This window comes from Streptomyces sp. NPDC087440 (assembly GCF_044744005.1).
Taxonomy (GTDB): Bacteria; Actinomycetota; Actinomycetes; order Streptomycetales; family Streptomycetaceae; genus Streptomyces.
On record NZ_JBIUXN010000016.1, the window covers coordinates 71,864 to 95,012 of the forward strand.

Sequence of the window (23,149 nt, forward strand, 5' to 3'; positions counted from 1 at the left end):
TACGGCAGTACGCCGAAGGGGCGTCCGGGACCGTGCGGTCCGGGGCGCCCCTTCGGGGTGGTGCGGGGTCAGCGCTTGGCGTGGCGGCCGCGCTGGGGCGGGTTGTTCGGGGGGTTCTGGGGGCGCAGGATCTGGGTGGCCTGGTCCTGCTCGGCGCCGTAGGGGGCGGTGGGGCCGCCCGGGTGGACCGAGTGCTCCGGGGTGTTCTCGGTGGTCGCGGCCGGGGCCGGCGGGTTCTTCTTCGACTGGCTGCGCGCCCTCAGCACCTCGATCACGATCGGCACGACCGAGATCAGCACGATGCCGACCAGGATGAACTCGATGTGCTTGTGCACGAACTCCACATTGCCGAGCGCCGCGCCCAGCAGCGTCACCCCGGCGCCCCACAGCACGCCGCCGATGATGTTGTACGTGATGAACACCCGGTAGTTCATCTTGCTGACGCCGACGATGATCGGCGTGAACGTCCGCACGATCGGCACGAAGCGGGCCAGGATCAGCGCCTTCGGCCCGTGCTTCTCGAAGAACTCGTGCGCCTTCTGTACGTTCTCCTGCTTGAAGATCTTGGAGTCCGGCCGCCGGAAGAGCGCGGGCCCCACCTTCCGCCCGAAGAGGTAGCCGACCTGGTCGCCGAGGATCGCCGCCAGCACGATCAGCGTGCACAGCAGCCACAGCGGCATGTCCAGCTTGCCGGTGGTGACCAGCAGTCCCGCCGTGAACAGCAGGGAGTCACCGGGCAGGAAGAAGCCGATCAGCAGCCCCGACTCCGCGAAGACGATAGCCAGCAGGCCCCAGGGGCCGAACGTGTTCAGCAGATAGTCCGGGTCCAGCCAGCTCGGTCCGAGCGCAAGCGTATTCACGGGTTCCGGACTCCTGGGGGGATGGGGGATGCGGGGGGCTGGGCAAAAGTATCAACGCCCGTGGGTACTTCCGGGTTCCCCCGGCCCTCCCAGGGTGCACTCTGCCCAGACCGGCGCAAAGCTCTCCGTAGGAACCGAAGGGGTTCCGGAGCTTCGGCGGCTGGAAAGGGAGGCCCCATGGGCATCGAGGAGTACGGCGGCGGCCAGAGCAGCAAGTCGGACATTCTGATCGTCACGACCAATGACGTCCCCGGTCACCGGGTGGACCAGGTCATCGGGGAGGTCTTCGGCCTCACCGTCCGGTCGCGCCACCTGGGCAGCCAGATCGGTGCGGGCCTGAAGTCGCTGGTCGGCGGCGAGCTGCGGGGCCTCACCAAGACCCTGGTGGAGACCCGCAACCAGGCGATGGAACGGCTGACCGAGCAGGCCAGGGCCCGCGGCGCGAACGCCGTGCTCGCGATGCGCTTCGACGTCACGGAGGCCGCGGACGTCGGGACCGAGGTGTGCGCTTACGGCACGGCCGTCGTCATCAGCAGTCTCTGACGCATCGGTAAGGGGCAGACTCCTGGGAGCCTGCCCCTTACACCGCACACCTCACACGTGCCGGAGTGCGTTCGCCAGTATCGCGTCGCGCAGGTAGACGGCGAGTCCGGGCCGGATCGCCTCGTAGGTGGCCGTGAACCGCTCGTCGGCGACGTACATCTCCCCGAGGTTCGTGTGCATCTCGTATCCGCACTCGTACTGACTGCCGGAGATGAACCTGCGGTGTTCCTCCGCGACGTCCATCGCCCGCTCGTCGACCGCCGGAACGCCCTCGGCGAGCAGATCGGCCATCCGGCGGTGGATCGCGTCGAACTCCTCGGTGAACCGCTTCCAGTCCTCCTTGGTGAACGCGGCGGTCCTGCGCTGCGACTCGCGCCAGGCGTCGGTGCCGCCCCAGCGGCGTTCGGCCTCCTCCGCGTGGTCGTCGGGGTCGAAGTCGCCGAAGACCTCGAACTTCTCCTCGGGCGTGAGATTGATGCCCATCTTCCGTGCCTCCATGGCCGTTTCGACGGCGGCGGCCATCTCCTGGAGCCTTGCGATCCGTTCGGTCAGCAGGGTGTGCTGACGCCGCAGGTGCTCCCGCGGGTCGGTCGCCGGATCGTCCAGAAGTGCCGCCACCCGGTCGAGAGGGAAGCCGAGCTCCCGGTAGAACAGGATCTGCTGCAACCGGTCGAGGTCACTGTCGCTGTAGCGGCGGTGCCCCGCGCTGCTGCGCGCGCTCGGGGAGAGCAGGCCGATGGTGTCGTAGTGGTGCAGGGTGCGCACGGTCACACCGGCGACCTCGGCGACCTTCCCCACGGAATGACTCATGACTGCCCGCTGCCCTCTCTGCGGTGGGTTTTCCTTCGGTACGTCCTCAGCCTGCGCCCTCACGTCGCGTGAGGTGCAAGCCCGGCCCGTCCCCCGGGTCCACCGCAGCGGCGGCTACTCGCCCAGTTCGTAGGAATTCTTGCCGTCGAGGGACTCGCGGATGATGTCGGCGTGGCCCGCGTGGCGGCCCATTTCGGTGATCAGGCGCAGCAGGACCCAGCGCAGCGAGACGTCCTCCTTGGGGAACCAGGGGGCGTCGGGCAGCGAGAAGGTGGTGTTCAGGTCGGATGCGCGGTTGAACTCGGCGCCCTTGCGGGCGACCTCGGTCCACTGCTCCAGCATCGAGGCGACCGTCTCGCCCTTCTCCGGGACCAGCCGGAAGCTCTCGTCCCAGTCGGCCTCGGTGCGCTCGATCGGCGCGATGTCGCAGCCGGCCAGGGCGAGCCAGTTCTGCTCGACCTCGGCGACGTGCTTGAGGAGCCCGGAGAGGGACAACTCGCTGGCGCTGGGGGTGGTGGCCGCCTGCTCGTCGGTGAGGCCGCCCAGGGCGTTGCGGATGCCCTGGCGCTGCTCGTCCAGGAAGGCGAGGAGGGTGGAGACCTCGTCGGTGCAGTTCTCGGCGCTGACGTGCAGGACCATGGCGGGCCGTCCTTCGGTGGAGTCACTGTGCTGAGCGGAGCTCTGTGCGGAACAAGGACTACGCTAGGAGGGCTTGCGGACAACTTCTGTCCGCAATACGGCTGCCTCAGAAGGGGAATTCCGAGCGGCCGTGCTGCACCGAGATCCACTTCTGGGTGGTGAAGACGTCGACGGTCGACTCGCCGTTCATGCGTCCGATGCCGGAGGCCTTCTCGCCGCCGAAGGCGACCAGCGGGTCGTCCTGGATGGTGGAGTCGTTGATGTGCATCATCCCGGTCTCGATGCGCTGGGCGAAGCGCACGCCGCGCTCCACGTTGCGGGTCATCACCGCGCCGCTGAGGCCGTACGGGCTGTCGTTGGCCATGCGTACGGCCTCCTCCTCGCCGTCGAAGGCCAGCAGCAGGGCAACGGGGCCGAAGATCTCCTGCTCCAGGATGGGCGAGCCCTCCGGGAGGCCCGCGAGCACCGTGGGTTCCACCAGGTTGCCGCGCGTAGCGCCCCGCACGAGAGCGGTGGCGCCCTCGGCGAGGGCCTGGTCGACGAGGCCGGTGAGGGCCTCGGCGTGGAAGGTGTTGATGACGGGGCCGAGCTGGGTGGCGGGGTCGGCCGGGTCGCCGGTGCGCAGGGCACGTACCCGTGCGACGAACTTCTCGGTGAACTCCCGCTCCACGGACCGGTCGACGAGAATCCGGTTGGCCGCCATGCAGACCTGGCCCTGGGAGACGAAGCGGCTGAAGACGGCCGCGTCGACCGCGTAGTCGAGGTCCGCGTCGTCCAGGACGACCAGGGCGCTGTTGCCGCTGAGGGAGAGGATCGTGCGCTTGAAACGGGCTCCGGCGACGGCGGCCACATGGCGGCCGGTGCGGTCGGAGCCGGTGAAGGAGATGACCTTCGGGACCGGGTGCTCCAGCAGAGCGTCGCCTATCTCCGCTATGTCGGTGATCAGAACGTTCAACAATCCCGCCGGGAGCCCCGCCTCCTCGAAGAGGTGCGCGATGAGTCCGCCGCCGACCACGGGGGTGTTCTGGTTCGGCTTGATGACGACGGCGTTGCCGAGCGCCAGCGCCGGTGCCGCCGCTTTGACGGCGGTGAGGAAGGGGAAGTTGAAGGGGCTGATGACCCCGACGACACCGACCGGGAGCCGGTGGACGCGGTTCTCCTTGCCGGGGATCGGGGAGGCGAGGATGCGCCCCTCGGGGAGGGTGGCCAACTGGGTTGCCTCGCGCAGGAACTCCTTCGCCAGGCGCACCTCGAAGCGGGCCTTCACCAGGGTGCCGCCGACCTCCTCGGTGATCGCGGCGACGATCTCGTCCTCGCGCTCCTCCACCAGCCGCAGCACCCGCTCCACGACGTCCCTGCGGGCGTACGCGCCCGCCGCGGCCCAGGCGCGCTGGGCGCGCTCGGCGGCGCGGTAGGCGTCGTCCACCTCGGCGACGGAGGCGACGGTGATGGCGGCCAGCTTCTCCCCGTTGTACGGGTTGAAGTCGATGATGTCCCACGAGCCGCTGCCGGGCCGCCACGCGCCGTCGATGTACTGGTGGGCCAGGTCGGTGAAGAAGGACATGTGATCCCTTAGCTCTGCTTCCGCTCCGTCGCGTCGCCGCTGAGTGGTGCCGTCCGGCGCATGGTGCCTCCGGTGCTGGTGTTCCCCGTCACCTCTGATGTTCATGCGCGGGCGAAGGTTCCGTCAACGTACATCCGGATCACAGCAGTTGAAGGAGTCCGCGCAGGACGTCACGGGTGGCCGAGGGGCTCGGGCAGTCGCTCTGGAGGCGGTCCATGACGCGTTCGTACTGGGCCACCTCCTCGCGCTTGTCCAGGTAGAGCGCGCTGGTGAGCTGCTCCAGGTACACGAGGTCGGACAGGTCGGACTCGGGGAAGCGCAGCAGGGTGAAGGCGCCGGACTCGCCCGCGTGGCCGCCGAAGTTGAACGGCATCACCTGGAGCGTGACGTTCTCCCGCTCGGAGATCTCGATGAGGTGCTGCAACTGCCCCCGCATGACGTCCCGGTCGCCGTAGGGGCGGCGCAGGGCCGCTTCGTCCAGTACGGCGTGGAAGTGCGGGGAGCGCTCGGCGACCAGGACCTTCTGCCGGTCCAGGCGCAGGGCCACCCTGCGGTCGACCTCGGCGGCGCCGGCGTGCGGGATGCCGCGCGAGACCACCGCGTGGGCGTAGGCCTCGGTCTGGAGCAGGCCGTGGACGAACTGGACCTCGTAGATGCGGATCAGGGACGCCGCCCCCTCCAGACCGACGTACGTCTGGAACCAGCCGGGCAGGACGTCGCCGTAACTGTGCCACCAGCCCGCGAGGTTGGCCTCCCGCGCCAGTGCGAGGAGCGACTCGCGCTCGGCGCTGTCGCTCACGCCGTAGAGCGTGAGCAGGTCCTCGACGTCCCTGGCCTTGAAGCTCACCCGTCCCAACTCCATGCGGCTGATCTTCGATTCGGATGCGCGGATCGAGTAGCCGGCCGCCTCACGGGTGATGCCGCGCGATTCGCGCAGGCGCCTGAGCTGTGAGCCCAACAGGATGCGTCGGACCACCGATCCGCTCGACTCGCCTGCGGTCACCTCTCCGGCCCTCCCTCTCGGTCATCTGTGTGCGAGGCCCTCCCCCAAGGTCCCGAGAGGGCGAAGTCTGCCACCAAAACGCTTCACCCTGTACGCATTCGGTTACGGAAATGGCAGGGGTCCGAAAGTGGCCGGAGGAAGAAATGAGCAAGAAACGGCACTCTGTTGTCCAAGTCAGGCGCGTGCACGTGCATCTGCCCTTGCATCTGCTGTACGCATTCGGAACCATGGTCCGCGCGCACGTATGACCACCAGCGTTCGTCCCTCGCTTCCGTCCTTCGTGGACGCCGGCGTTCGGCCGCCGCTGTTCGCCGCGACCGTGACACCCGGGAGTGCCCGCATGGGGACGAATGGATCGACCATGCTCGTGCCGTTACGGCAGGGCCTTCCCCCCGTCGGACCCGACGACGCGTCCTCCTCGGCCTCGTGCGCACTGCCGCCGCGGTACGAAGCGGTGCGCGGGGCACGGAAGTTCACCCGCAGCACGCTGTGCCAGTGGAACCTGGAGAACCGTTTCGACGACGTCGCCCTGGTCGTCTCGGAGCTCGTCACCAACGCGCTGCGGCACGCCCTTCCGGCGGACACCCCGCGCGAGAACGAGCCTCCGGTGCGGCTGCACCTGATGCACTGGAACGGGAGACTGGTGTGCGCGGTGCGCGACCCCAGTCACCACGGTCCGGCGGCGCGGGCGAGCGACGACTTCTCGGCGGAGTCGGGGCGCGGGCTGTTCCTGGTGGACTCCTTCAGCGACAGCTGGGGCTGGCACCCGCTCGCGGGCACGCTGCACGGCAAGGTCGTGTGGGCGCTGTTCCTGCTGCGGGACGAACGTTAGGGCTTCGCGTGGGTGCCGCGGGCCGGGGCGGGCGCTAGGGGCTTCAGACGGGGGTCGCGGGCGAGGGGGACGGCCCCCGGCCCGCTGTCGCGCCGTGCGTCAGTTGCCGATGAGGTGGTCGAACTCGCCGTCCTTGATGCCCAGGAGCATCGCCTCTATCTCCGCGGGCGTGTAGACGAGTGCGGGCCCTTCGGGGTGCCGCGAATTGCGCACGGCAACGTTGCCACCGGGCAGCTTCGCGAATTCCACGCAGGTGCCCTGCGAGTTGCTGTGCCTGCTCTTCTGCCAGACCACCCCGTGAAGCTCTGTGGCCGCCATGCCGTTGTACGCGTGGTGCACAGGTCGCTCCCGGATGTACTGGTGTCAACTACTGCTACTGCCGAACTGTCGACCGCTGTCGAGCTGTCAACCACTGCCGAACTGTCAACTGACCCGGATCATAGCTGCGTTCACTTGCCGATGCATGGGCAGATGCACGTGCACGCGGCGTTGCCTCTTGACTACAGAACCGGTCGGCCGTAATGGCGCCCCGACCGTGCGAACTTCTTCTGTAGACGCCCTGGTAGCTTGACCCGTTCCTTCCGGCTGCCAATTGGCCGCCGTACGACAGCACATGGGGAGAAACCGGAGTGCACACCTACGTACGCACCGCCGCCGGAACGGCCGCTCTCGCAGCGGTGCTCCTGCTGACCGGTTGCAGCAGCGACAGCGGCAAGGGCGACGGCGCAGCCGACAAGGGGAAGGCGCCGAGCGGCGCTCCGAGCACCGGCACTGGTGACAGCGCGGGCACCAGCACGCCGCCGCCGGGTGACGCCGGGGCCGGTTCCGTCGACGGCGAATGGGCCGCCACCAAGGACGGCAAGATGGTCGCCCTGTCCATCCACGACGGGATGGCGGGCATCGCGGGCGAGAACATGTGCACCGGCACGGTGGCCCGGCAGGGCACCGTCACGCTGAACCTCAAGTGCGCGAACGGCAACACCGACCGCGCCAAGGGCACGGTGACGCCCGGCGCCGACGGCAAGACCCTCACGGTGAAGTGGGAGGGCAGCGGCATCGAGGACACGTTCACCAAGGCCCCGTCGGGCGGGCTGCCCTCGGACATCCCGACCAAGCTGCCCTCGGACCTGCCGAAGCTGTAGGTCTCCGGGCCTCCGGGCCCTACGCGCCGGTGCGGGCCGCGCTCCCCCGGGGGCGCGGCCCTTCCGCGTCCAGGGCCTGGGTGAGCTCGTCCAGCGCCTCCACCAGGAGGCCCGCCCCCTTGCGTACGACCTTGTCGTCGCCTGCCGCGTCCTCGGCGTCCCACGCCTCCAGGGCCGCCCGGAAGGCGTCCCAGCGCGGGGTGCGGCGTTCCCGTACGGCACGGGCGGCGGCCTCGGTGTCGGTGCGCAGCGCCTCCGCGAGGGCGGCGGCGGCCGGTACCGGGGTGGTGTCGCGGGCCGGGAGGTGGGCCTCCATCAGCATCGCCACCCGGGCGAGCTGGGCGAGCGCGTGCGGGGCGTCGTCGGCGGCGGTGCGGGACAGGCCCCGGCTGCGTACGGGCTCGTTGGCGGCCCGCTCCAGGGCGTCCTGCCAGGCGACCCGGGCCTCGCGGGTGGCCAGCAGGGTCTCCCGCACGGCGTCACGAGGGGCGCCCGCGGGATCGGCGTACCGCTGGAGGACGGCGGTGGCGTACCGGCCGTCGGCGATCAGCCAGTCGGCGAGCCGGGTGCGCAGGCGCGGGGTCTCCCAGGCCGGGTAGACGGCGTACGCGAGCATGGCGAGAAGTCCGCCCGCCAGGGTGAGCACGACGCGTTCGGGGACGGTCTGGGTCCACTGGAGGCCGCCCATGCCGAGCAGGAAGACGACGTACCCGGAGACGCACACCTGCGTGACGGCGTAACCGGTGCGCAGCAGCAGGAACATCAGGAACGCGCATCCGACGGCGAGCGCGGCGGACAGCCGGGTGTCTGGGTGCGAGAGTTGCACCAGGCCCGTCGCGAGGGCGACGCCCAGCAGGGTGCCGCCGAAACGGGCCACCGCGCGGGAGTACGTCTGGGAGAAGTCGGGCCGCATCACCATGACGGCGGCCATGGGCGCCCAGTAGCCGTGCCCGAGCGGCAGGGAGGCGCCGACGCCGTACCCGGTGGCGGCGACGACGGCGACGCGCACGGCGTGCCGGAACACCGGTGAGTCGCGGCGCAGTTCCGCGCGCATGGCGCGCAGGGCGACCGGGACGAGCCCGGGGACGGTGGGCCGGTGCAGGTGGTCGTGCGGGTCCGCGCGGTGCTCGGGACGCCGGGCGACCTTGCGGGCGGCACCGGCGGCGAGGCGGCGGGCGGTGCGGTAGGCGGTGTCCTCGTGCGGGTTGCGGTCGGGGGCGGTGCGCTCGGCGTTGTCGGTGCCGCTGCCCTGGGCGGTCTCGATGACGTCGCGCAGCAGGCTGATGAGCCGGGACTCGGCGCGCCGGGCGGGCCCGGTGAGCACCGCGCCCTCCTTGGGCACGGCGAGCACCGCGCGGGCGGCCGGGGACATGGTGACGGGTTCGCCGTGCCGCACCGCGCGGGCGGCGGCGTCCAGGGTGGACCCGGCGGCGGCGAGCAGCTCGCGCACCCGGGCCCGCTGCTCGCCCTCGGCCGGGACGCCGAGGGCGGGGTCGGCGAGGGAGGCGAGGACGGGGCGGATGCGCTCCGCGAGGCCGCGGGCGCCGTGGAGTTCGGCGGGGCGGCGGCGGGCCTGCCGGGGGGTGATGGCGGCGGCGTTGCGGGCGTTCATCAGGGGCTCGGGGTCGAACGGGGCGACGGGGTCGTGGCGCAGGCGGCGCGCGTAGTCGGCCTCGGCGGCGAGCGCGTCGGCGAGGGCGTCGCGCTGGGCGCCCCAGCGACGTACCGGGAACAGGACGATCAGGGCCGCCTGGACCAGCCCGCCGACCATGATCATTCCGGCGTGCTGGGCGGCGGCGCCCACGGACGTCGGCAGGGTGACGGTGACCAGCATGATCGCCACGTTCGAGCTGGCGATCATGCCTGCCGTGGGGCCGACCGCCCAGGCCAGCCCGGCGAGGAAGGTCCATACCGCCAGGAGGCTGATGAACAGGGCCGGGTGAGCGCCGGTCAGATACCCCACGAAGGTCGTGACGGCGAGGCTGGCGCCCGAGGCGAGGGCGAGGACGGGCCGGGTGCGCCAGGAGCGCTGGAAGGTCGCCAGGGCGGCCTGGAAGGCGCCGAAGGCGGAACTTGCGGCGACGGCGGGGCCGAAGAGGTACAGGGCGGCGCCGACGACGAGGGCGAGCCCGACGGCGGCCCGGACGGCCACGAGGGGGTCGAGGCGCTGCCGTTCGACGGTGAGTCCGGAGCGGGCGGTGTGCTTCAGGGCGTGGAGCCAGCTCATGGTCACCGACATTAGCTGGTCAGGGGGGTTTTGCCGGGGTGGCCAGGGAGGCGCGGGGCCCGCCCGCAGTGGGCGGGCCCCGCGGGGCGGCCCCGTCGCATGGGGGGACGGCGGGGCCAGGAGGGGGGTCCCTGGGACCCCGGGGGGGGACCGGCCCCCCGGATCGGGTCGTGATAGGTCCGCCAGCTCAGGTCGCGTTCGGACCCCGGGATCAGGTCGCGTTCAGGGCGACCGTCGGGTGCAGGCGGGCCGCGCGGATCGCCGGGTAGAGGCCCGCGACCATGCCGATCAGGAGGGTGGCTGCCAGGCCTCCCGCCAGCGACCAGGGCGGGACCACCGCCGTCCACCCCTGTGCCCGGGCGAAGGCGTACGTCGCCAGCGCCCCGAGCACCGCCCCCGTCGCCCCGCCCAGCGCGGACAGCAGCAGCGACTCCGTCAGGAACTGGAGCCGGATCGACCCCCGGGTCGCGCCCAGCGACCTGCGCAGGCCGATCTCCTGCCGCCGCTCCAGCACGGAGATCACCATGGTGTTGGCGACGCCCACGCCGCCGACCAGCAGCGCCACCGCGCCGAGCCCGAGCATCAGCGTGGTGAGCCCCTTGTCGGTGGCGGCCCTGGCCGCCAGCGCGTCGGAGGGCCGGGAGACCTTGACCGTGCCCTCGGCGCCGGGGTTGATGGTGCGGGCCAGGATCGCCCGTACGTCCTCCACGGACGCGTCGGTGGACCGCTCGAAGATCGTCGTGGGGTGGCCGTCGAAGCCGAAGTACCGTTCGGCGGCCGGGAAGCCGACCAGGGCGACGCGGTCCAGGGTGGGGACGAGTTCGATCGGGTGGAGGATGCCGACGACGACCACGCGGACGCCGTTCATCATGATCGTCTCGCCGGGGCGGGTGACGCCGATGCGTTCGGCGGCCACGGCGCCGAGGACGGTCACGGGGAGGCGTTCGTTGGCCGGGTTCAGCCAGACGCCCTGGTCGACGCGGCCGCCGAGGGTGGTCAGCAGATCGGTGCGGGCGGCCTGGGTGGTGACGCCGGCAGTGCGTTCCACGGGCACCAGGTCGCTGCGCCGGATGCGGGCGGTGACCTCGCCGGTGGCGGTGGCGTGCTGGACGGGTCCGATGCGTTCGACCATCGCGACGGCGTTCTTGGGCAGTTTGACCTGCTGGCCCCCGGCCGCCTCACCCACGTCGGCGGTCAGCAGGTTCGTGCCGAGGCGGTCGAGCTGGGCCATCAGGTCGGCCCGGCTGGACTCGGAGAGGCCGACCACCGCGACCATCGTCGCGATGCCGATGGCGATGCCAAGCGCGGAGAGCACCACGCGTGCGCGACGCGCGCGGAGGCCGACGGCGCCGACGCGGAGGATGTCGCGGGGGGACAGCCGTGAGGGGCGGAGGTCCTTCTTGGCGTTCGTGGCGCTCTTGGTGTTCGTGGCGCTCTTGGCACTCGTCGTGCTCTTGGTGTTCGTCGCGCTCTTGGCGTTCGTGGTCTGTGTGGCGTTCACCGGGAAACCGCCCCTCCGACGGACGTGTCCGCCACGATCTCCCCGTCCCTGAAGCGCACTCTGCGCGGCAGCGATTCCGCGATCTCGTTGTCGTGGGTGATGACGCAGATCGTGGTGCCCGCCGCGTTCAGCTCGTGCAGCAACTCCATGACGATCTCGCCGGACGCGGTGTCCAGCGCCCCGGTCGGTTCGTCCGCGAGCAGCAGCCGGGGGTCGCCCACCAGGGCGCGCGCGATGGCCACCCGCTGCTTCTCCCCGCCGGACAGCTCGTTCGGCGTGTGCGAGAACCGGTGGTCCAGGCGCACCTTGGCGAGCGCTTCCCGGGCCCGAGCCCTGCGCTCCTTCAAGGAGGCGCCCGCGTACAGCAGCCCGTCGGCGACGTTGTCGACCGCGTCGCGGCCCGCCGCCAGGTGGAAGTGCTGGAAGACGAAGCCGATGTGGCGGGCGCGCAGCGCGGACAGCTGTGCGTCGGAGAGCTCGTCGACGTCGTAACCGGCCACTCTGACGGTGCCCGACGTGGGCTTGTCGAGGGTGCCCATGATGTTGAGCATCGTGGACTTGCCGGAGCCGGACGGGCCGACGATGGCGAGGAGTTCGCCCTCGCGCACCGTCAGGTCCACTCCGCGCAGGGCGTGCACACCACCGGGGTACGACTTGGTGGCGTCGCGCAATTCGATCACCGGTACCGGTGCTGGGACTGGCGCGCTCGGTGCTGGTGCGCTCGCGAGCACCGGCGCTGGTGCTCCCGCGAGCACCTCTGCCTGTGTGTTCGCGAGCACCGGTGCTGATGCTTCCGCGAGCACCTCTGCCGGTGCTCCCCCGGATGCCTGTGCCGGAGTGTCCGCCGTCATGACGTCGCCACTCCGACCTTCATGCCCTCGCGCACACCGGCGCCGGAGACCTCGATCTGTCCGTCGGCGGTCATGCCCGTCTCGACGCGCACCATCGTGGACGTACGGCCGGAGCCGCTGCCCCCGATCACCTGGAGCCCGTAGCCACCGCGCTCGCCGCGCAGCGCGAGCACCGCCTCGACGGGCACCGCGAGGACGCCCTTGCGGCTCTCGCTGACGAACTTCACGCTCGCGGACGCCTTGGGGTCCTCCCCCGACGCCGCCCTGCCGCTGTCGGTCAGCTCGACCTCCACGGTGATGCCGTCGCCCGCACCGGCACCAGCACCGGCGCCGGCGGGAGCGCCGCCCGCGTCCTCCTGCGGGTCCACCGTCCCGAGCACCCTTCCGGCGGCGGTCTTCCCGCTCGGCAGGGTGATCTCGACCTTGGTGCCCTTGGCGGTGAGCGCCCCGTCGCCCTGGTCGAGCCGGGCGCGTACGACGGGCTTGGTGGACGCGACGGTGAGCACCGCCTTGTCCGGGCCCACCTGGTCGGCGAGGACGGCGTCGGCGGCGACGACCTTCACCTTGCCGCGCTGGAAGACGACGTCGCCCATGCCGACCCTGCCGGTGGGCTCCCGGTTCAAGGACTTCTGCCACCGCTTGACGGCGGCCTCGGTGTCCTTGTCGTACCGCGTGTCGACGTACACCTTCGCCCCGTATCCCAGGTCACGGAGGTTGCGCTCCAGCTGGAGCACGTCGCTGCCCTTGTCGCCCACCTTCATCTCGCGGAACATCGGCACCGGCCCGTACAGCAGCGTGACCGGCTTGTCGTTCAGCTCGTAGAGGGCGTCGCCGAGGCCGAGGGTGCGCCCCTCCGCGGCGGCCACCGTGACGGTGCCCTCGACGACGGCCTTGACGGGGCGGCGCTGGGCGAAGTCCAGCTTGCCGTCGACGGTCTTGGACTGCACCAGGTCGGTGCGCACGACGGTCGCGGTCCCGTTCGGCAGCGCGGGTCCGGCCTGGGCGTCCGCGGCGCCGCCGTCACCGAGGACGAGGACGCCCGTGGTGACGGCGGCGGCCGCAGTCAGCGCGCCGAGGGCGAGGAAGGCGGTGCGGCGCTTCGTCACTGCATGCCGTCCAGACCGGGGAGCAGCTTGGTCTTGCAGGCGTTGCGGGCCTTCTTGTACGCCGGGGAGTTCTGGTCGAGGGCCGGGTTGGCGGGGTTCGGGTCGCCGCCGGGGATGGCGTTGCCGCCGTTCATCTGCGGGTTGGTGAAGCGGGAGACGCCGTTGTCGCGCATGCACTTGGCGTGCGCGAGCATCGATTCGTAGTCCTTCTGATCGTCGCGCTTGGGCTCCGCCGTCATGACGCCCTGGAGTTCGGTGACGCAGACGCCGTTCTTGCCGCCCTTGATGCCCTCGTTGCGGCCAGGCTGCGAGCCGATCTCGTTGATCTTGTCCCAGTCCGGGTAACCGTCGAGGTGGGGGTCGGGGAAGTCCGGGTAACCGCCCTTGGCACGCATGCACTGGACGTACTTCAGCTGGGCGTCGTAGAAGGCGCTCTTGGCGGCGGGCTGGGAGCCGGACGCGGAGTCGGACGTGGAATCGGGCTTGGAGTCGGGCGTCTTCTCGCTCTTCGCCTCGCCGGCGCCGGTCGCGGCGGGGACGTCGGCGATGGCGTCGTCCTTCGTGGGGGCGTCGGTGCCGCCGCAGGCGACGGAGAGAGCGAGGACGGGCACGGCCACGAGGGAGGCCAGGCGGAGCCGGGCGGTGGCGCGGGGAGAGGCCTTGAGGAAGCTCATGCCCCTACGGTCGAGGCCCCGGATGATGGCCCGTCCATGACCACATGATGGGAATGTAACAATGCCCCCGACCTGCGCACGGGACCCGCGTGAGCCCCCGGGACCGGCCCTCTCGTGCGGCATGATCGCCCCATGCCGCATGTGCTTCTGATCGAGGACGACGCGTCCGTACGGGACGGAATGGAGCTGGTGCTGCGCCGTCACGGGTACGACGTGGACACGGCCGCCACCGGCGAGGAGGCCCTCGCCCTGCTGGACGGCGACCGGGGCGCGAAGGTGGAGCTGGTGGTGCTGGACCTGATGCTGCCCGGCCTGGACGGCTTCGAGGTGTGCCGCCGCATCCGCACCCGTACGACGACGCTGCCGGTCATCATGTTGACGGCGCGCGGCGACGACCAGGACATCGTCACCGGCCTGGAGGCGGGCGCCGACGACTACGTGGTCAAGCCGGTCACCGCACCGGTGCTGGAGGCCCGCATCCGGGCGGCGCTGCGGCGTGCGGAACCGTCGCCGCCGGTGCCCGAAGCGGCCGACGGGGGCGGGCTGCACATCGACCGGGCGGGCCTGGTCGTCACCAAGAACGGCACACCGGTGCCGTTGCCTCCCACCGAACTGCGGCTCCTCCTGGAGCTGTCGGCGTCGCCCGGCCGGGTGTTCAGCCGTGAGCAGCTCCTCGCATCGGTCTGGGAGCACACCTTCCTGGGCGACTCCCGGCTGGTGGACGCGGCGGTCGGACGGCTGCGCGCCAAGCTGGAGGACGTACCGGCGAAGCCGAGGTACGTGCAGACGGTGCGCGGTTTCGGCTACCGGTACGGCCCGCTGTGACGCGCGCTTCCCCGCGCACCGCGAAGAGGCGCGCCCCGAAGAGCACCCCGAAGAACGGCACCCCGGCCGGCGTTCCGACCAACGCCCCGAAAAACGGCACTCCTCAAAGACGGTTGCGCCTCCTCGGCGGTCTGCGCACCCGCCTGGTGGTCGCCTTTGTGCTGGTCGCCCTGGTGAGCGCGGTCACCAGCACGGCACTCGCCTACCGGGAGTCACGCACCGCCGTCCTCCAGCGCGCCCAGGACTCCTTCCAGAAGGACTTCCTGGCCCGGGTGAACACCGTCGTCCCCGAGGTCGTCATGCCGCCGGACGTGCGCAGCCTCGCCTCCCTCGCGACGCGCGTCTCCGAGGGGCTCGGCGGCGCCCCGCTGGTCGTCGCCCGCTACCAGGACCTCAAGGCCACCTCCGACTCGCTGGCGGACGACTCGCGGATCTCCCCGCAACTGCGGGCCGCCGTCGCCTCGCAGGACCGCACGAGCTTCCAGCGCGTCCAGTACGAGGGCGAGCCGTACCTCGTGGTGGGCACCCCGGTGACGTACGAGAACAAGCAGTCCTCCGGCCTGGAGGTGTACGCCGCGACCTCGCTGCGCCCCGAACAGGACGACACGACGGGCGTGCTGGACGCCGTGCGCGGCGGCATCCTGCCGGTGGTGCTGCTCGCCGCGATACTGGCGCTGCTGGCCGCCAGGACGGTGCTGCGGCCGGTGCGGGAGCTGGGCCGGGCCACCCGCAGGCTCGCCGAGGGCGACCTCGACAGCCGGGTCGCCGTCCGGGGCGGCGACGAACTCGCCGACCTGGCCCGCGACTTCAACCACACCGCCGAGGAACTGCGCACCTCGGTGGGCGAACTGCGCGAGCAGGAGGCCCGCGCCCGCCGCTTCGTCGCCGACGTATCGCACGAACTGCGCACCCCGCTGGCCGCGATGACGATGGTAGCCACCGTCCTCGACGAGGACGCCGACCAGCTCCCGCCGGACGCCGCGCACGCGGCCCGCACGGTGAGCGCGGAGACGGCCCGGCTGTCGCGGCTGGTGGACGACCTGATGGAGATGTCGCGCTTCGACTCGGGCGCGGCAGCACTGAACGCCGCCGAGATCGACCTGGGCGAGACCGTGCGCTTCTCGCTCGCGCTGCGCGGCTGGACGGACGCGGTGCGCGTCGAACTCCCGGAGAGCGTACGGACGGTGGCCGACCGGCGGCGCATCGACGTGATCGTCGCCAACCTGGTCGGCAACGCGCTGCGGCACGGCGCGCCCCCGGTGACGGTCGCGGTGGGCGCCGAGTGGGACTGGGTGACGGTGACCGTCACGGACTCCGGACCCGGTCTGCCGCCCGAGGTGCTGCCGCACGTCTTCGAGCGCTTCTACAAGGCGGACGCGTCCCGTACGCGCACGGCGGCACGGGACGAGGGCGGCAGCGGTCTCGGCACCGCGATCGCCCTGGAGAACGCGCGCCTGCACGGAGGCACCGTGGAGGTCGCCAACCGCGGGGACGGTGGCACCGGTGCGGTGTTCACCCTGCGCCTGCCGCACCGTCACCCCACAGAGGAGCAGTCCTGATGACCCGTACGCGCACCGGTGCCGGTGCCACCGGCGCAAGTGTGACTTTCGCTGTCGCCTGCGGCCTCCTCCTGTCGCTCACCGCTTGTGGTGTGCAGCCGACGGGTGTCATAGGGGCGGGCGAATCGGCGACGGGACTGACGAAAGGGCTGCGGATCTACTTCGTCTCCCGTGCGGGACGGCTGGAGGGGGTGTCGCGCCCGGACCAGCGGCTGACGGATCTCCAGGGTGCGCTGAAGCTCCTGGGCTCGGGGCCCACCGCCGAGGAGCGAAAGGAGGGGCTCACCTCCGCGATGGACTACCCGCCCTCGTACGACGTGCAGGGCACCGGCGCCAGGGTCGTCCTGCGCAACCCCGGCTCCCCCGCGGACAGCCTGTCGCAGCTCGCCACCGGCCAACTGGTGTGCACCCTGGCGCGCGCGCAGTCGGTGCTGGCCAAGGGGGTGCGCCCGGACGACGTACAGGTGACGTTCGAGGGCGACGGACCGACGGCGGGCCCGTACCGCTGTGCGGCGTACCTGGCGGGCTGAGGCGCACCCCGCAACAGGCTGAGCACGCCCCGCACGGGCCGAGCACGCCCCGCACGGCGCTCACTGCCGGATGCGGCCCCGCTGCGGCGTCTGCCGCCCCGGCACGGACGCACGGTCGGCGGCGGCCGTCCCGTGCTCCCACCCCGCCAGGTCGTTCACCCCGCGCACCCGTGTGGACGTCGTCCGGGGGAACATCTGCTCCGCGCGGTCCGTCACGGCGACGTCCCGGGCCGCCAGCACCGGCAGCAGGGATCCGGCCGTCTCCTCCACCACGTGTTCGGTGGCCTCCGCCAGACGGGTGCCGAGCCTGCTGGCGTACGCCGTCAGGAAGGACTGCCGGAAGGACTTGGTGCGCTTCCTGCCGCCCGCGCGCTGGGCCGCCTCCGCACGGGTCATCGCGGCCGTCCCCTGCACCAGCAGGGAGGTGTACAGCAGCTCCACCGCATCCAGGTCGGCCTCGAAACCGACCACTGTGGAGAACCCGAACTCGCTGTTCCACACCGCCCGGCACCGGTTGGCCGTCGCGACGGCGTCCAGGAGGATCGCCTTCGCCGTCTCGTACGGTGCGTCCACACCGATCCGGCACGCACCAGGACCGGACGCACCCGCCCCCTGTGCGGCGAGGACGGCCTCGTCAATGCTGTGCCGGGCCATCAGCTCCTGCGCCTTCCCGGTGAGCGCCTCCGCCTCCTCCGGGTAGTCGGTGGCCTCCGCCTTGGCGAGCAGGGCGCGGATGCGGGTGAGCATGCGCGGCTCGTCGGGCGACGCCTGCGCCTGTCGTACGCGAGCACCGGCACCGGGCGCAGGCCCGACGGGTTCGATCGACGGCAGCCGGATCAGCAGCCGCAACAGTTCCAGGGCGGCCGTCGCCAGGGAGAACCGGTCGGCCTTCTCGCGCCGGGCGAGCGCGTCCCCGTACGCCTCGTCCCGCTTCCACCAGACGGCGTCCAGGGCGCCCAGCTCGCGCAGTTGTGCCCGCCAGCGCGGCGGAAGCTGTTCCTCGGGGTGCGCGCGCTGCTCGGCGGCGACCAGGTCCCCCAGCAGCCGCACGTGCACGTCGTCGAGGTCGCGGCGTACGAGACGGGCGACGTCGGCGGGCTGCCAGCCCCGGTCCCAGGCCCTGCGTACGAACTCCTCGCCCCGGCGCAGCACTTCGCGCCCCGCGTCCGGCCAGGGGGCGGCGGCCAGCAGGGAGGCGCCGAGGTCGAGGTCGTCGTCGCCGGTGCCGTACAGGGCGGAAAATGCCTGGTCCGCCCCCGGAAAGGCCTCTTCGGTCAACGTCGTCTCTCCTCGGTCGGGCTCACCCCCCTGGTATACCTCGCCCGGCCGCGGAGCCGTCGCTCAGCTGTCCCCGCCCTCCTCGATGAGGCGGCTCACCTCGCGCGCCACGAGCCCGAGCCTGGCCTCCGCGACCAGGGGCACCGCACGCCGCTGCCGCCGTGCCTCGTGCACCGAGATGTCCGCCGTCACCAGGGCGCTCTCCCACTTGGGCGCCTGCGCGACGACCATCCCGCGCGGGTCGACCACCCGCGATCCGCCCCAGAACGATGCACCGTTCTCACTGCCCACCCGGTTCACGAACACCACCCAGCACTGGAGCATGCGCGCGGTGTACGCGAGGAGGCTGTCCCAGTACAGGCCGGTGTCCATGGCCTCCGGGTCGAGCGAGGCGGCACTGTTGGCGGGCACCACGACGACCTCCGCACCGTCCTGGACGGCGATCCAGGGCAGCACCGGCTGCCAGGCGTCGTTGCACACCAGGGTGGCGGCCCGGCCCCGCCCGCCGGGGAGGTCGTACGCGCGCAACGACTGCCCGGGGCTGACGTGCTTGCGCTCCTCCCAGGCGAGGTAGTTGGGGAGGTACAGCTTGCGGTGGGCATGCAGGAGGGTGCCGGCGGTGTAGTACGCGGAGGTGTTGTACGCCCGCATGGAGGTGTACTCGTGGAAGCCCACCACGACGTCCGCCCCCAGGGTGCTCAGTTCCATCAGCCTCGGGTCGCGCGCCTCCACGGAGGTGTCCTGTTTCAGCGCCCCCAGGTGATAGCCGTGCAGGCTGAGCTCGGGGAACACGACGAGGTCGGCGCCCTGGGCGACGGCCTGCCGGATCTGGTCCCGGGCGTGCTCCAGGTTGGCGTCGACGTCGCCGAGGACGCAGTCGGTCTGTGCCAGTGCGACTCGCATGGGGTCGAGCCTGCCAGCGGTCCCGTGCCTCGGCATCCCGAGCCCCGCCGCCCCGTCGGGGCAGCAGCGCCCCACCACTGCGTCAGGGCAGCAGCAGCAGCTTTCCGCGTGCGTGGCCGCCGTCGCTGATCTCGTGGGCCTTCGCGGCCCGCCCCAGCGGCAGCACCTCCGCCACCCGCACCGTCAGCCGTCCCTCGGCCGCCAGCCGCGCCTGCTCGGCCAGCGCCGGGCGCGGGTCGCCCGTGACGCCGCCGGAAAAGACCACCCCGAGGGACTCCGCCGCCTGGTCCGCGATGGTGATCACGCGGTCGGTCGTGCCGCCGAGCAGCTCGATCGCGTCCGGCAGCACCCCGTACCCGGCCGTGTCGTAGACCGCGTCCACGCCCTGCGGGGCGACCTCGCGCACCCGTGCCACGAGCCCTTCCCCGTACGTCACGACCGCGCTCGCCCCCAGGCCGCGGACGTACGCGTGGTTGGCCTCGGACGCCGTGCCGACCACGGTGACGCCCGCCGCCACCGCGAGCTGCACGGCGACCGAGCCGACGGCCCCGGCCGCCCCGTTGACCAGGAGCGTCTCCCCCGCGCGCACCCCCAGCAGGTCCAGCACGCGCTGGGCGGTCTCGCCCGCGACGGGCAGCGAGGCGGCCTGCTCCCAGGTGAGCCCGGCGGGCTTGTGCACCACCTGCGAGGCCACCGCGTACTGGGCGTAGGAGCCGCCCTCCGCCCAGCCCAGCACCTCGTCGCCGACCGCGATGCCGGTGACGCCCTCGCCGACCTCGTCGACGACGCCCGCGACGTCGATGCCCGGCACGGCGGGCAGTTCCGTCGGGATGAAGTCCCGCATCGCACCGCTGCGGATCTTTCCGTCGATCGGGTTCACTCCGGCGGCGGCCACCTTGATGCGTACCTGTCCGGGCCCGGCGTGCACGTCCGCTACAGTGCGCGCGGTCAGTACCTCGGGACCACCGAACCGGTCAAAAACGATCGCTTCCACAGCTGTGTCTCCTCTTGCGTGCCGTTCTGGATGCCCCCCAGCCTGGTGTGCCCCCGGCTCCCGTCCGGCCCTCCCTTCGGACAGTTCCACCTGCCCGAAGGGAGGGCCGCCCCCGCACCGCGCCTGTACGTACGCTGGCTGCATGCCGGAGACAGACCGCTTCACCGTCGCGGAGGCGGAATCACCCGCTGTCCACACCGCCCTCGCCTCCGCCGCACAGGTGGTCCAGGGCCCGCTGCACGAGCTCCAGCACCGGTTGTCGGCGGCGCTGCGCCCCCTGGTGCCGCACCGTGCCGTCGCGGAGATGAGTACGCACTGTGCGCACTCCCCCGTCAAGGCGTACGGCGAGGAGGCGCTGACCTCCCGCATCACCGGCGCGGAGCTGGACGCCCTCGCCACCTCGGTGCGCCCCGGCCACCCGTGGCAGGGCACCGTGCCGCTCGCGGGCGGCGTGCATCCGGTGCTGGCGGTCAGCAGCGCCTTCAGCGGCCTGCGGCCCACCCTGCTCGCCCTGGTGCTCGCCAGGGACGCCCCGCCCCTGCCCGCCGGGACGCTCGCCCTCGTACAGGGAGTGTGGGACCTGGTGACCGCGCACCTGGACCGGGTGGCCACGGAGGCACTGCCGGGGATGATGTCGCAGTCGCGGGCGGTGGCGGGCGAACGGGCGCGCGCCATCGCGGAGTTGAGCGAGGTGCACACGGCGACGCTGACCGGGCTGCTGGGCACCCTGCGCAGTCGCGCCCTGGACGACGCAACGGCACGCGCGCGTGCCGTCGAGCTGGCCGTGGACTCCTTGGTGGAACTGCGCACCGTCGCCGAACGCGACCAGGCCCTGACCGAGGAACCCGCGGCCCAGGCCTTCGACCGGCTCGCCGATTCGCTGCGCCCCCTGCTGCGGCACGGTCCGGTGCGCCTTGAGCTGGCCCCGCCCGCCGAGGACCGCTCGCTGCCCGCGGACGTGGCCCGCACCGCGCGGGCGGTGATGCGCACGGTGCTGCTGGTGGCGCTGGAGCAGGAGCAGGTCACGCGTGTGCAGGTCGGCTGGCAGCTGGACGCCGGTACGGACGAACTGCGGGCGACGGTACGGGACGACGGGCCCGGCACGCTGGGCCGCGAGGCGTTCACGGTGCGCCGGGCGGAGGAGCGGCTGACCGCGCTCGGCGGCCGCCTGGAGGTCGACGCGGTGCCGGGCTGGGGCACCACGGTGACGGCGGCCCTGCCGCTGGGCACGCCCGGCCTGCCGGAGTCCGACCCGCTGTCCGCGCTCGGCCCGCGCGAGCTGGAAGTCCTGGCGCAGCTGGCCCGGGGCCACCGCAACCGGGCCATCGCCGAGGCGCTGCACATCAGCGAGTCGACCGTGAAGTTCCACGTGAAGAACATCCTCAGCAAGCTGAGCGTGGCGACGCGGGGCGAGGCGGCGGCCCTGGCCCACACGCTCCACGTGGTCGCCTGACCCGGACCACTCGCCTGACCCTGACCACTTGCCTGCCCGCCCGACCCACCTCACCTACCTGACCGGCCTGACCTGCGCAAACGCGCAGCTTCGGCCCGATTGTCAGACCCCCCTGCCACACTCGCACCCATGAACGACCGGTGGGCCGTCGCCGCGGCAGAGGGGGGCGGGGCACTGCTCGTCCCGCTCGACCGGGACGGCCGCCCCGCCGCCGAGGTGCGCCACGAAAGCGACCTCGCCGAGGCGGTCCGCTCCCGCCCGGAGGTCGGCCGCTGGGTGTGGCGGTCCACCGCCGAGATCTACCCGCGCCTGCTGGCCGCCGGGGTGCGGGTGGAGCGCTGTTACGACATCGAGGACGCCGAGCTCCTCCTGCTGGGCCACGCGGGCCGCTGGGGCGAGCCCCGTTCGGCCGCCGCCGCGCACGCCCGGCTGCACCACCGCCCCGTACCGCCCGACCCGCCGGTGCGCTCCGTCGACCCCGGCTCGCAGTCCTCCCTCTTCGAGCCGCAGCCCGTGCACGTACCCTTCGACGCCCTCCTGGAGGTGTACGCCGACCAGCACCGACGCCACGACGAGGCCGAACACCCCGGCAGGATGCGCCTGTTGACCGCCTCCGAGTCCGCCGGGATGCTCGTCGCCGCCGAGCTGAACCGGTCCGGCCTGCCCTGGCGGGCCGACGTCCACCGGGCCCTCCTGGACGAACTCCTCGGCGAGCGGTACACGGGCGGCGGCGACCCACGCCGGATGGCGGAACTGGCGGACGAGGTGTCGCGGGCGTTCGGCCGCCGGGTGCGGCCCGAGCTGCCGGCCGACGTGATCAAGGCGTTCGGGCAGGCCGGGATCAAGGTGAAGTCGACCCGGCGCTGGGAGCTGGAGTCCGTCGACCACCCGGCGGTGGAGCCCCTGATCGCGTACAAGAAGCTCTACCGCATCATGACCGCGCACGGCTGGGGCTGGCTCCAGGACTGGGTGCGCGACGGCCGCTTCCACCCGGAATACCTGCCGGGCGGCACGGTCACCGGACGCTGGGTGACCAACGGCGGCGGCGCCCTCCAGATCCCCAAGGTGATCCGCCGTGCGGTGGTCGCCGACCCCGGCTGGCGGCTGGTGGTGGCCGACGCCGACCAGATGGAGCCGCGCGTGCTGGCCGCGATCTCCCGCGACCCCGGCCTGATGGACGTGGCCGGACAGAGCGGCGACCTCTACAAGGCGGTCTCCGACCGGGCCTTCTCCGGCGACCGCGAAGCGGCCAAGATCGCGGTGCTGGGCGCCATATACGGCCAGACCTCGGGCGACGGCCTGAAGAACCTGGCCGCGATGCGCCGAAGATTCCCGCGCGCCGTCGCGTACGTGGACGACGCGGCCCGCGCGGGCGAGGAGGGCCGTCTCGTACGGACCTGGCTCGGCCGGACCTGCCCTCCGGCGGCGGGGGCGGACGACGATGTCGGCGAGGCGGGCCTGCCTCAGGAGGCCGACCTCGAACCAGCCTCGGGGGATGCGGAGTTCACCCCGGGATACGCCTCCCGGAACAACCGCGCCCGGGGCCGCTTCACCCGCAACTTCGTCGTCCAGGGCAGTGCTGCGGACTGGGCGCTGCTGGTGCTCGCGGCCCTGCGGCAGTCACTGCACCAGGCCGGGATGAAGGCCCAGCTGGTCTTCTTCCAGCACGACGAGGTGATCGTGCACTGCCCCGCCGAGGAGGCGCAGGCGGTCGCGGAGGCGATCCGCGCGGCCGGTGATCTGGCCGGACGGATCGCCTTCGGGGAGACACCGGTGCGGTTCCCGTTCACGGTGGCGGAGGTGGAGTGTTATGCCGACGCCAAGTGAGCTCGTACGGCCATCCCCGGTGCGACGG

The 23,149-nt window shown here is 72.2% G+C and carries 22 protein-coding genes; 8 read left to right on the plus strand and 14 right to left on the minus strand.

Translation table 11 applies throughout. The annotated features are described in order from the left end of the window. Window positions 1-68 precede the first annotated feature (68 nt). On the minus strand, window positions 69-860 hold the full coding sequence (locus tag ACIO3O_RS28165) for a DedA family protein (RefSeq protein ID WP_401750532.1): 792 nt from the start codon (window positions 858-860) through the stop codon (window positions 69-71). Between the two features lie 177 nt (window positions 861-1,037). Here ACIO3O_RS28165 and ACIO3O_RS28170 point away from each other — a divergent pair, with 177 nt between their 5' ends. After that, a complete protein-coding gene (locus tag ACIO3O_RS28170) occupies window positions 1,038-1,403 on the plus strand; it encodes a YbjQ family protein (protein WP_401750535.1) in 366 nt (121 codons plus the stop codon). Between the two features lie 51 nt (window positions 1,404-1,454). On the opposite strand, the gene ACIO3O_RS28175 is transcribed toward ACIO3O_RS28170, so the two are convergent. The 4 genes from ACIO3O_RS28175 to ACIO3O_RS28190 form a co-directional block, all read right to left on the minus strand. Further along, window positions 1,455-2,213 carry a MerR family transcriptional regulator gene (locus ACIO3O_RS28175; protein ID WP_401750538.1) on the minus strand — a complete coding sequence of 253 codons (759 nt, stop codon included), beginning with the start codon at window positions 2,211-2,213 and terminating at the stop codon, window positions 1,455-1,457. A gap of 114 nt (window positions 2,214-2,327) precedes the next feature. Next, complete coding sequence (locus ACIO3O_RS28180; protein ID WP_401750541.1) at window positions 2,328-2,852, minus strand: DinB family protein; 525 nt, start codon at window positions 2,850-2,852, stop codon at window positions 2,328-2,330. A 106-nt stretch (window positions 2,853-2,958) separates the two neighbouring features. Next, the gene (locus tag ACIO3O_RS28185; RefSeq protein ID WP_401750544.1) at window positions 2,959-4,416 is read right to left on the minus strand and encodes an aldehyde dehydrogenase family protein; all 1,458 of its coding nucleotides are present in this window, start codon (window positions 4,414-4,416) and stop codon (window positions 2,959-2,961) included. Window positions 4,417-4,555: 139 nt separating this feature from the next. After that, entirely contained in the window at window positions 4,556-5,419 is an 864-nt protein-coding gene (locus ACIO3O_RS28190; protein ID WP_401750546.1) for a helix-turn-helix domain-containing protein, read from the minus strand. Window positions 5,420-5,759: 340 nt separating this feature from the next. Between ACIO3O_RS28190 and ACIO3O_RS28195 the strand changes: the two genes are divergently transcribed. Then, the gene (locus tag ACIO3O_RS28195) at window positions 5,760-6,251 is read left to right on the plus strand and encodes an ATP-binding protein (RefSeq protein ID WP_401750548.1); all 492 of its coding nucleotides are present in this window, start codon (window positions 5,760-5,762) and stop codon (window positions 6,249-6,251) included. A 99-nt stretch (window positions 6,252-6,350) separates the two neighbouring features. Here ACIO3O_RS28195 and ACIO3O_RS28200 read toward each other — a convergent pair whose 3' ends face one another. Further along, complete coding sequence (locus ACIO3O_RS28200) at window positions 6,351-6,590, minus strand: DUF397 domain-containing protein (RefSeq protein WP_189826919.1); 240 nt, start codon at window positions 6,588-6,590, stop codon at window positions 6,351-6,353. 290 nt (window positions 6,591-6,880) lie between these two features. Here ACIO3O_RS28200 and ACIO3O_RS28205 point away from each other — a divergent pair, with 290 nt between their 5' ends. Then, a complete protein-coding gene (locus ACIO3O_RS28205; protein ID WP_401750551.1) occupies window positions 6,881-7,393 on the plus strand; it encodes a hypothetical protein in 513 nt (170 codons plus the stop codon). A 19-nt stretch (window positions 7,394-7,412) separates the two neighbouring features. Here the strand turns inward: ACIO3O_RS28205 and ACIO3O_RS28210 are convergent, their stop codons facing one another. The 5 genes from ACIO3O_RS28210 to ACIO3O_RS28230 all read right to left on the minus strand — a co-directional run bounded on the left by ACIO3O_RS28210 (window position 7,413) and on the right by ACIO3O_RS28230 (window position 13,752). Further along, window positions 7,413-9,620, minus strand: a complete 2,208-nt coding sequence (locus tag ACIO3O_RS28210) for an FUSC family protein (RefSeq protein WP_401750554.1) — start codon at window positions 9,618-9,620, stop codon at window positions 7,413-7,415. 211 nt (window positions 9,621-9,831) lie between these two features. Further along, the gene (locus ACIO3O_RS28215) at window positions 9,832-10,998 is read right to left on the minus strand and encodes an ABC transporter permease (protein ID WP_401750836.1); all 1,167 of its coding nucleotides are present in this window, start codon (window positions 10,996-10,998) and stop codon (window positions 9,832-9,834) included. Between the two features lie 119 nt (window positions 10,999-11,117). Further along, on the minus strand, window positions 11,118-11,801 hold the full coding sequence (locus ACIO3O_RS28220; protein ID WP_401750557.1) for an ABC transporter ATP-binding protein: 684 nt from the start codon (window positions 11,799-11,801) through the stop codon (window positions 11,118-11,120). Between the two features lie 167 nt (window positions 11,802-11,968). After that, on the minus strand, window positions 11,969-13,078 hold the full coding sequence (locus ACIO3O_RS28225; RefSeq protein ID WP_401750558.1) for a peptidoglycan-binding protein: 1,110 nt from the start codon (window positions 13,076-13,078) through the stop codon (window positions 11,969-11,971). Continuing rightward, on the minus strand, window positions 13,075-13,752 hold the full coding sequence (locus tag ACIO3O_RS28230; protein WP_401750559.1) for a hypothetical protein: 678 nt from the start codon (window positions 13,750-13,752) through the stop codon (window positions 13,075-13,077). The genes ACIO3O_RS28225 and ACIO3O_RS28230 overlap by 4 nt, the downstream gene beginning before the upstream one ends. Before the next feature lie 132 nt (window positions 13,753-13,884). Here ACIO3O_RS28230 and ACIO3O_RS28235 point away from each other — a divergent pair, with 132 nt between their 5' ends. The 3 genes from ACIO3O_RS28235 to ACIO3O_RS28245 are packed head-to-tail and all read left to right on the plus strand — an operon-like array spanning window position 13,885 to window position 16,666. Further along, window positions 13,885-14,577, plus strand: a complete 693-nt coding sequence (locus ACIO3O_RS28235; protein WP_401750561.1) for a response regulator — start codon at window positions 13,885-13,887, stop codon at window positions 14,575-14,577. Next, window positions 14,574-16,136 (plus strand): ATP-binding protein, encoded by a 1,563-nt coding sequence (locus ACIO3O_RS28240; RefSeq protein WP_401750563.1) that lies wholly within the window; start codon window positions 14,574-14,576, stop codon window positions 16,134-16,136. The genes ACIO3O_RS28235 and ACIO3O_RS28240 overlap by 4 nt, the downstream gene beginning before the upstream one ends. Beyond that, window positions 16,136-16,666 carry a hypothetical protein gene (locus ACIO3O_RS28245; protein WP_401750565.1) on the plus strand — a complete coding sequence of 177 codons (531 nt, stop codon included), beginning with the start codon at window positions 16,136-16,138 and terminating at the stop codon, window positions 16,664-16,666. The genes ACIO3O_RS28240 and ACIO3O_RS28245 overlap by 1 nt, the downstream gene beginning before the upstream one ends. A gap of 60 nt (window positions 16,667-16,726) precedes the next feature. On the opposite strand, the gene ACIO3O_RS28250 is transcribed toward ACIO3O_RS28245, so the two are convergent. The 3 genes from ACIO3O_RS28250 to ACIO3O_RS28260 form a co-directional block, all read right to left on the minus strand. Then, the gene (locus ACIO3O_RS28250; protein ID WP_401750566.1) at window positions 16,727-17,944 is read right to left on the minus strand and encodes a DUF2786 domain-containing protein; all 1,218 of its coding nucleotides are present in this window, start codon (window positions 17,942-17,944) and stop codon (window positions 16,727-16,729) included. Between the two features lie 63 nt (window positions 17,945-18,007). Then, window positions 18,008-18,847: a nitrilase-related carbon-nitrogen hydrolase gene (locus ACIO3O_RS28255; RefSeq protein ID WP_401750568.1), complete on the minus strand. Its 840-nt coding sequence runs from the start codon at window positions 18,845-18,847 to the stop codon at window positions 18,008-18,010. Window positions 18,848-18,929: 82 nt separating this feature from the next. After that, window positions 18,930-19,841: an NADP-dependent oxidoreductase gene (locus tag ACIO3O_RS28260; RefSeq protein WP_401750570.1), complete on the minus strand. Its 912-nt coding sequence runs from the start codon at window positions 19,839-19,841 to the stop codon at window positions 18,930-18,932. A gap of 142 nt (window positions 19,842-19,983) precedes the next feature. Here ACIO3O_RS28260 and ACIO3O_RS28265 point away from each other — a divergent pair, with 142 nt between their 5' ends. Together ACIO3O_RS28265 and ACIO3O_RS28270 are read left to right on the plus strand one after the other, a co-directional pair. Further along, window positions 19,984-21,294 carry a LuxR C-terminal-related transcriptional regulator gene (locus tag ACIO3O_RS28265; RefSeq protein ID WP_401750572.1) on the plus strand — a complete coding sequence of 437 codons (1,311 nt, stop codon included), beginning with the start codon at window positions 19,984-19,986 and terminating at the stop codon, window positions 21,292-21,294. Window positions 21,295-21,423: 129 nt separating this feature from the next. After that, window positions 21,424-23,121: a bifunctional 3'-5' exonuclease/DNA polymerase gene (locus ACIO3O_RS28270; RefSeq protein ID WP_401750573.1), complete on the plus strand. Its 1,698-nt coding sequence runs from the start codon at window positions 21,424-21,426 to the stop codon at window positions 23,119-23,121. The last annotated feature ends 28 nt before the right edge of the window (window positions 23,122-23,149 follow it).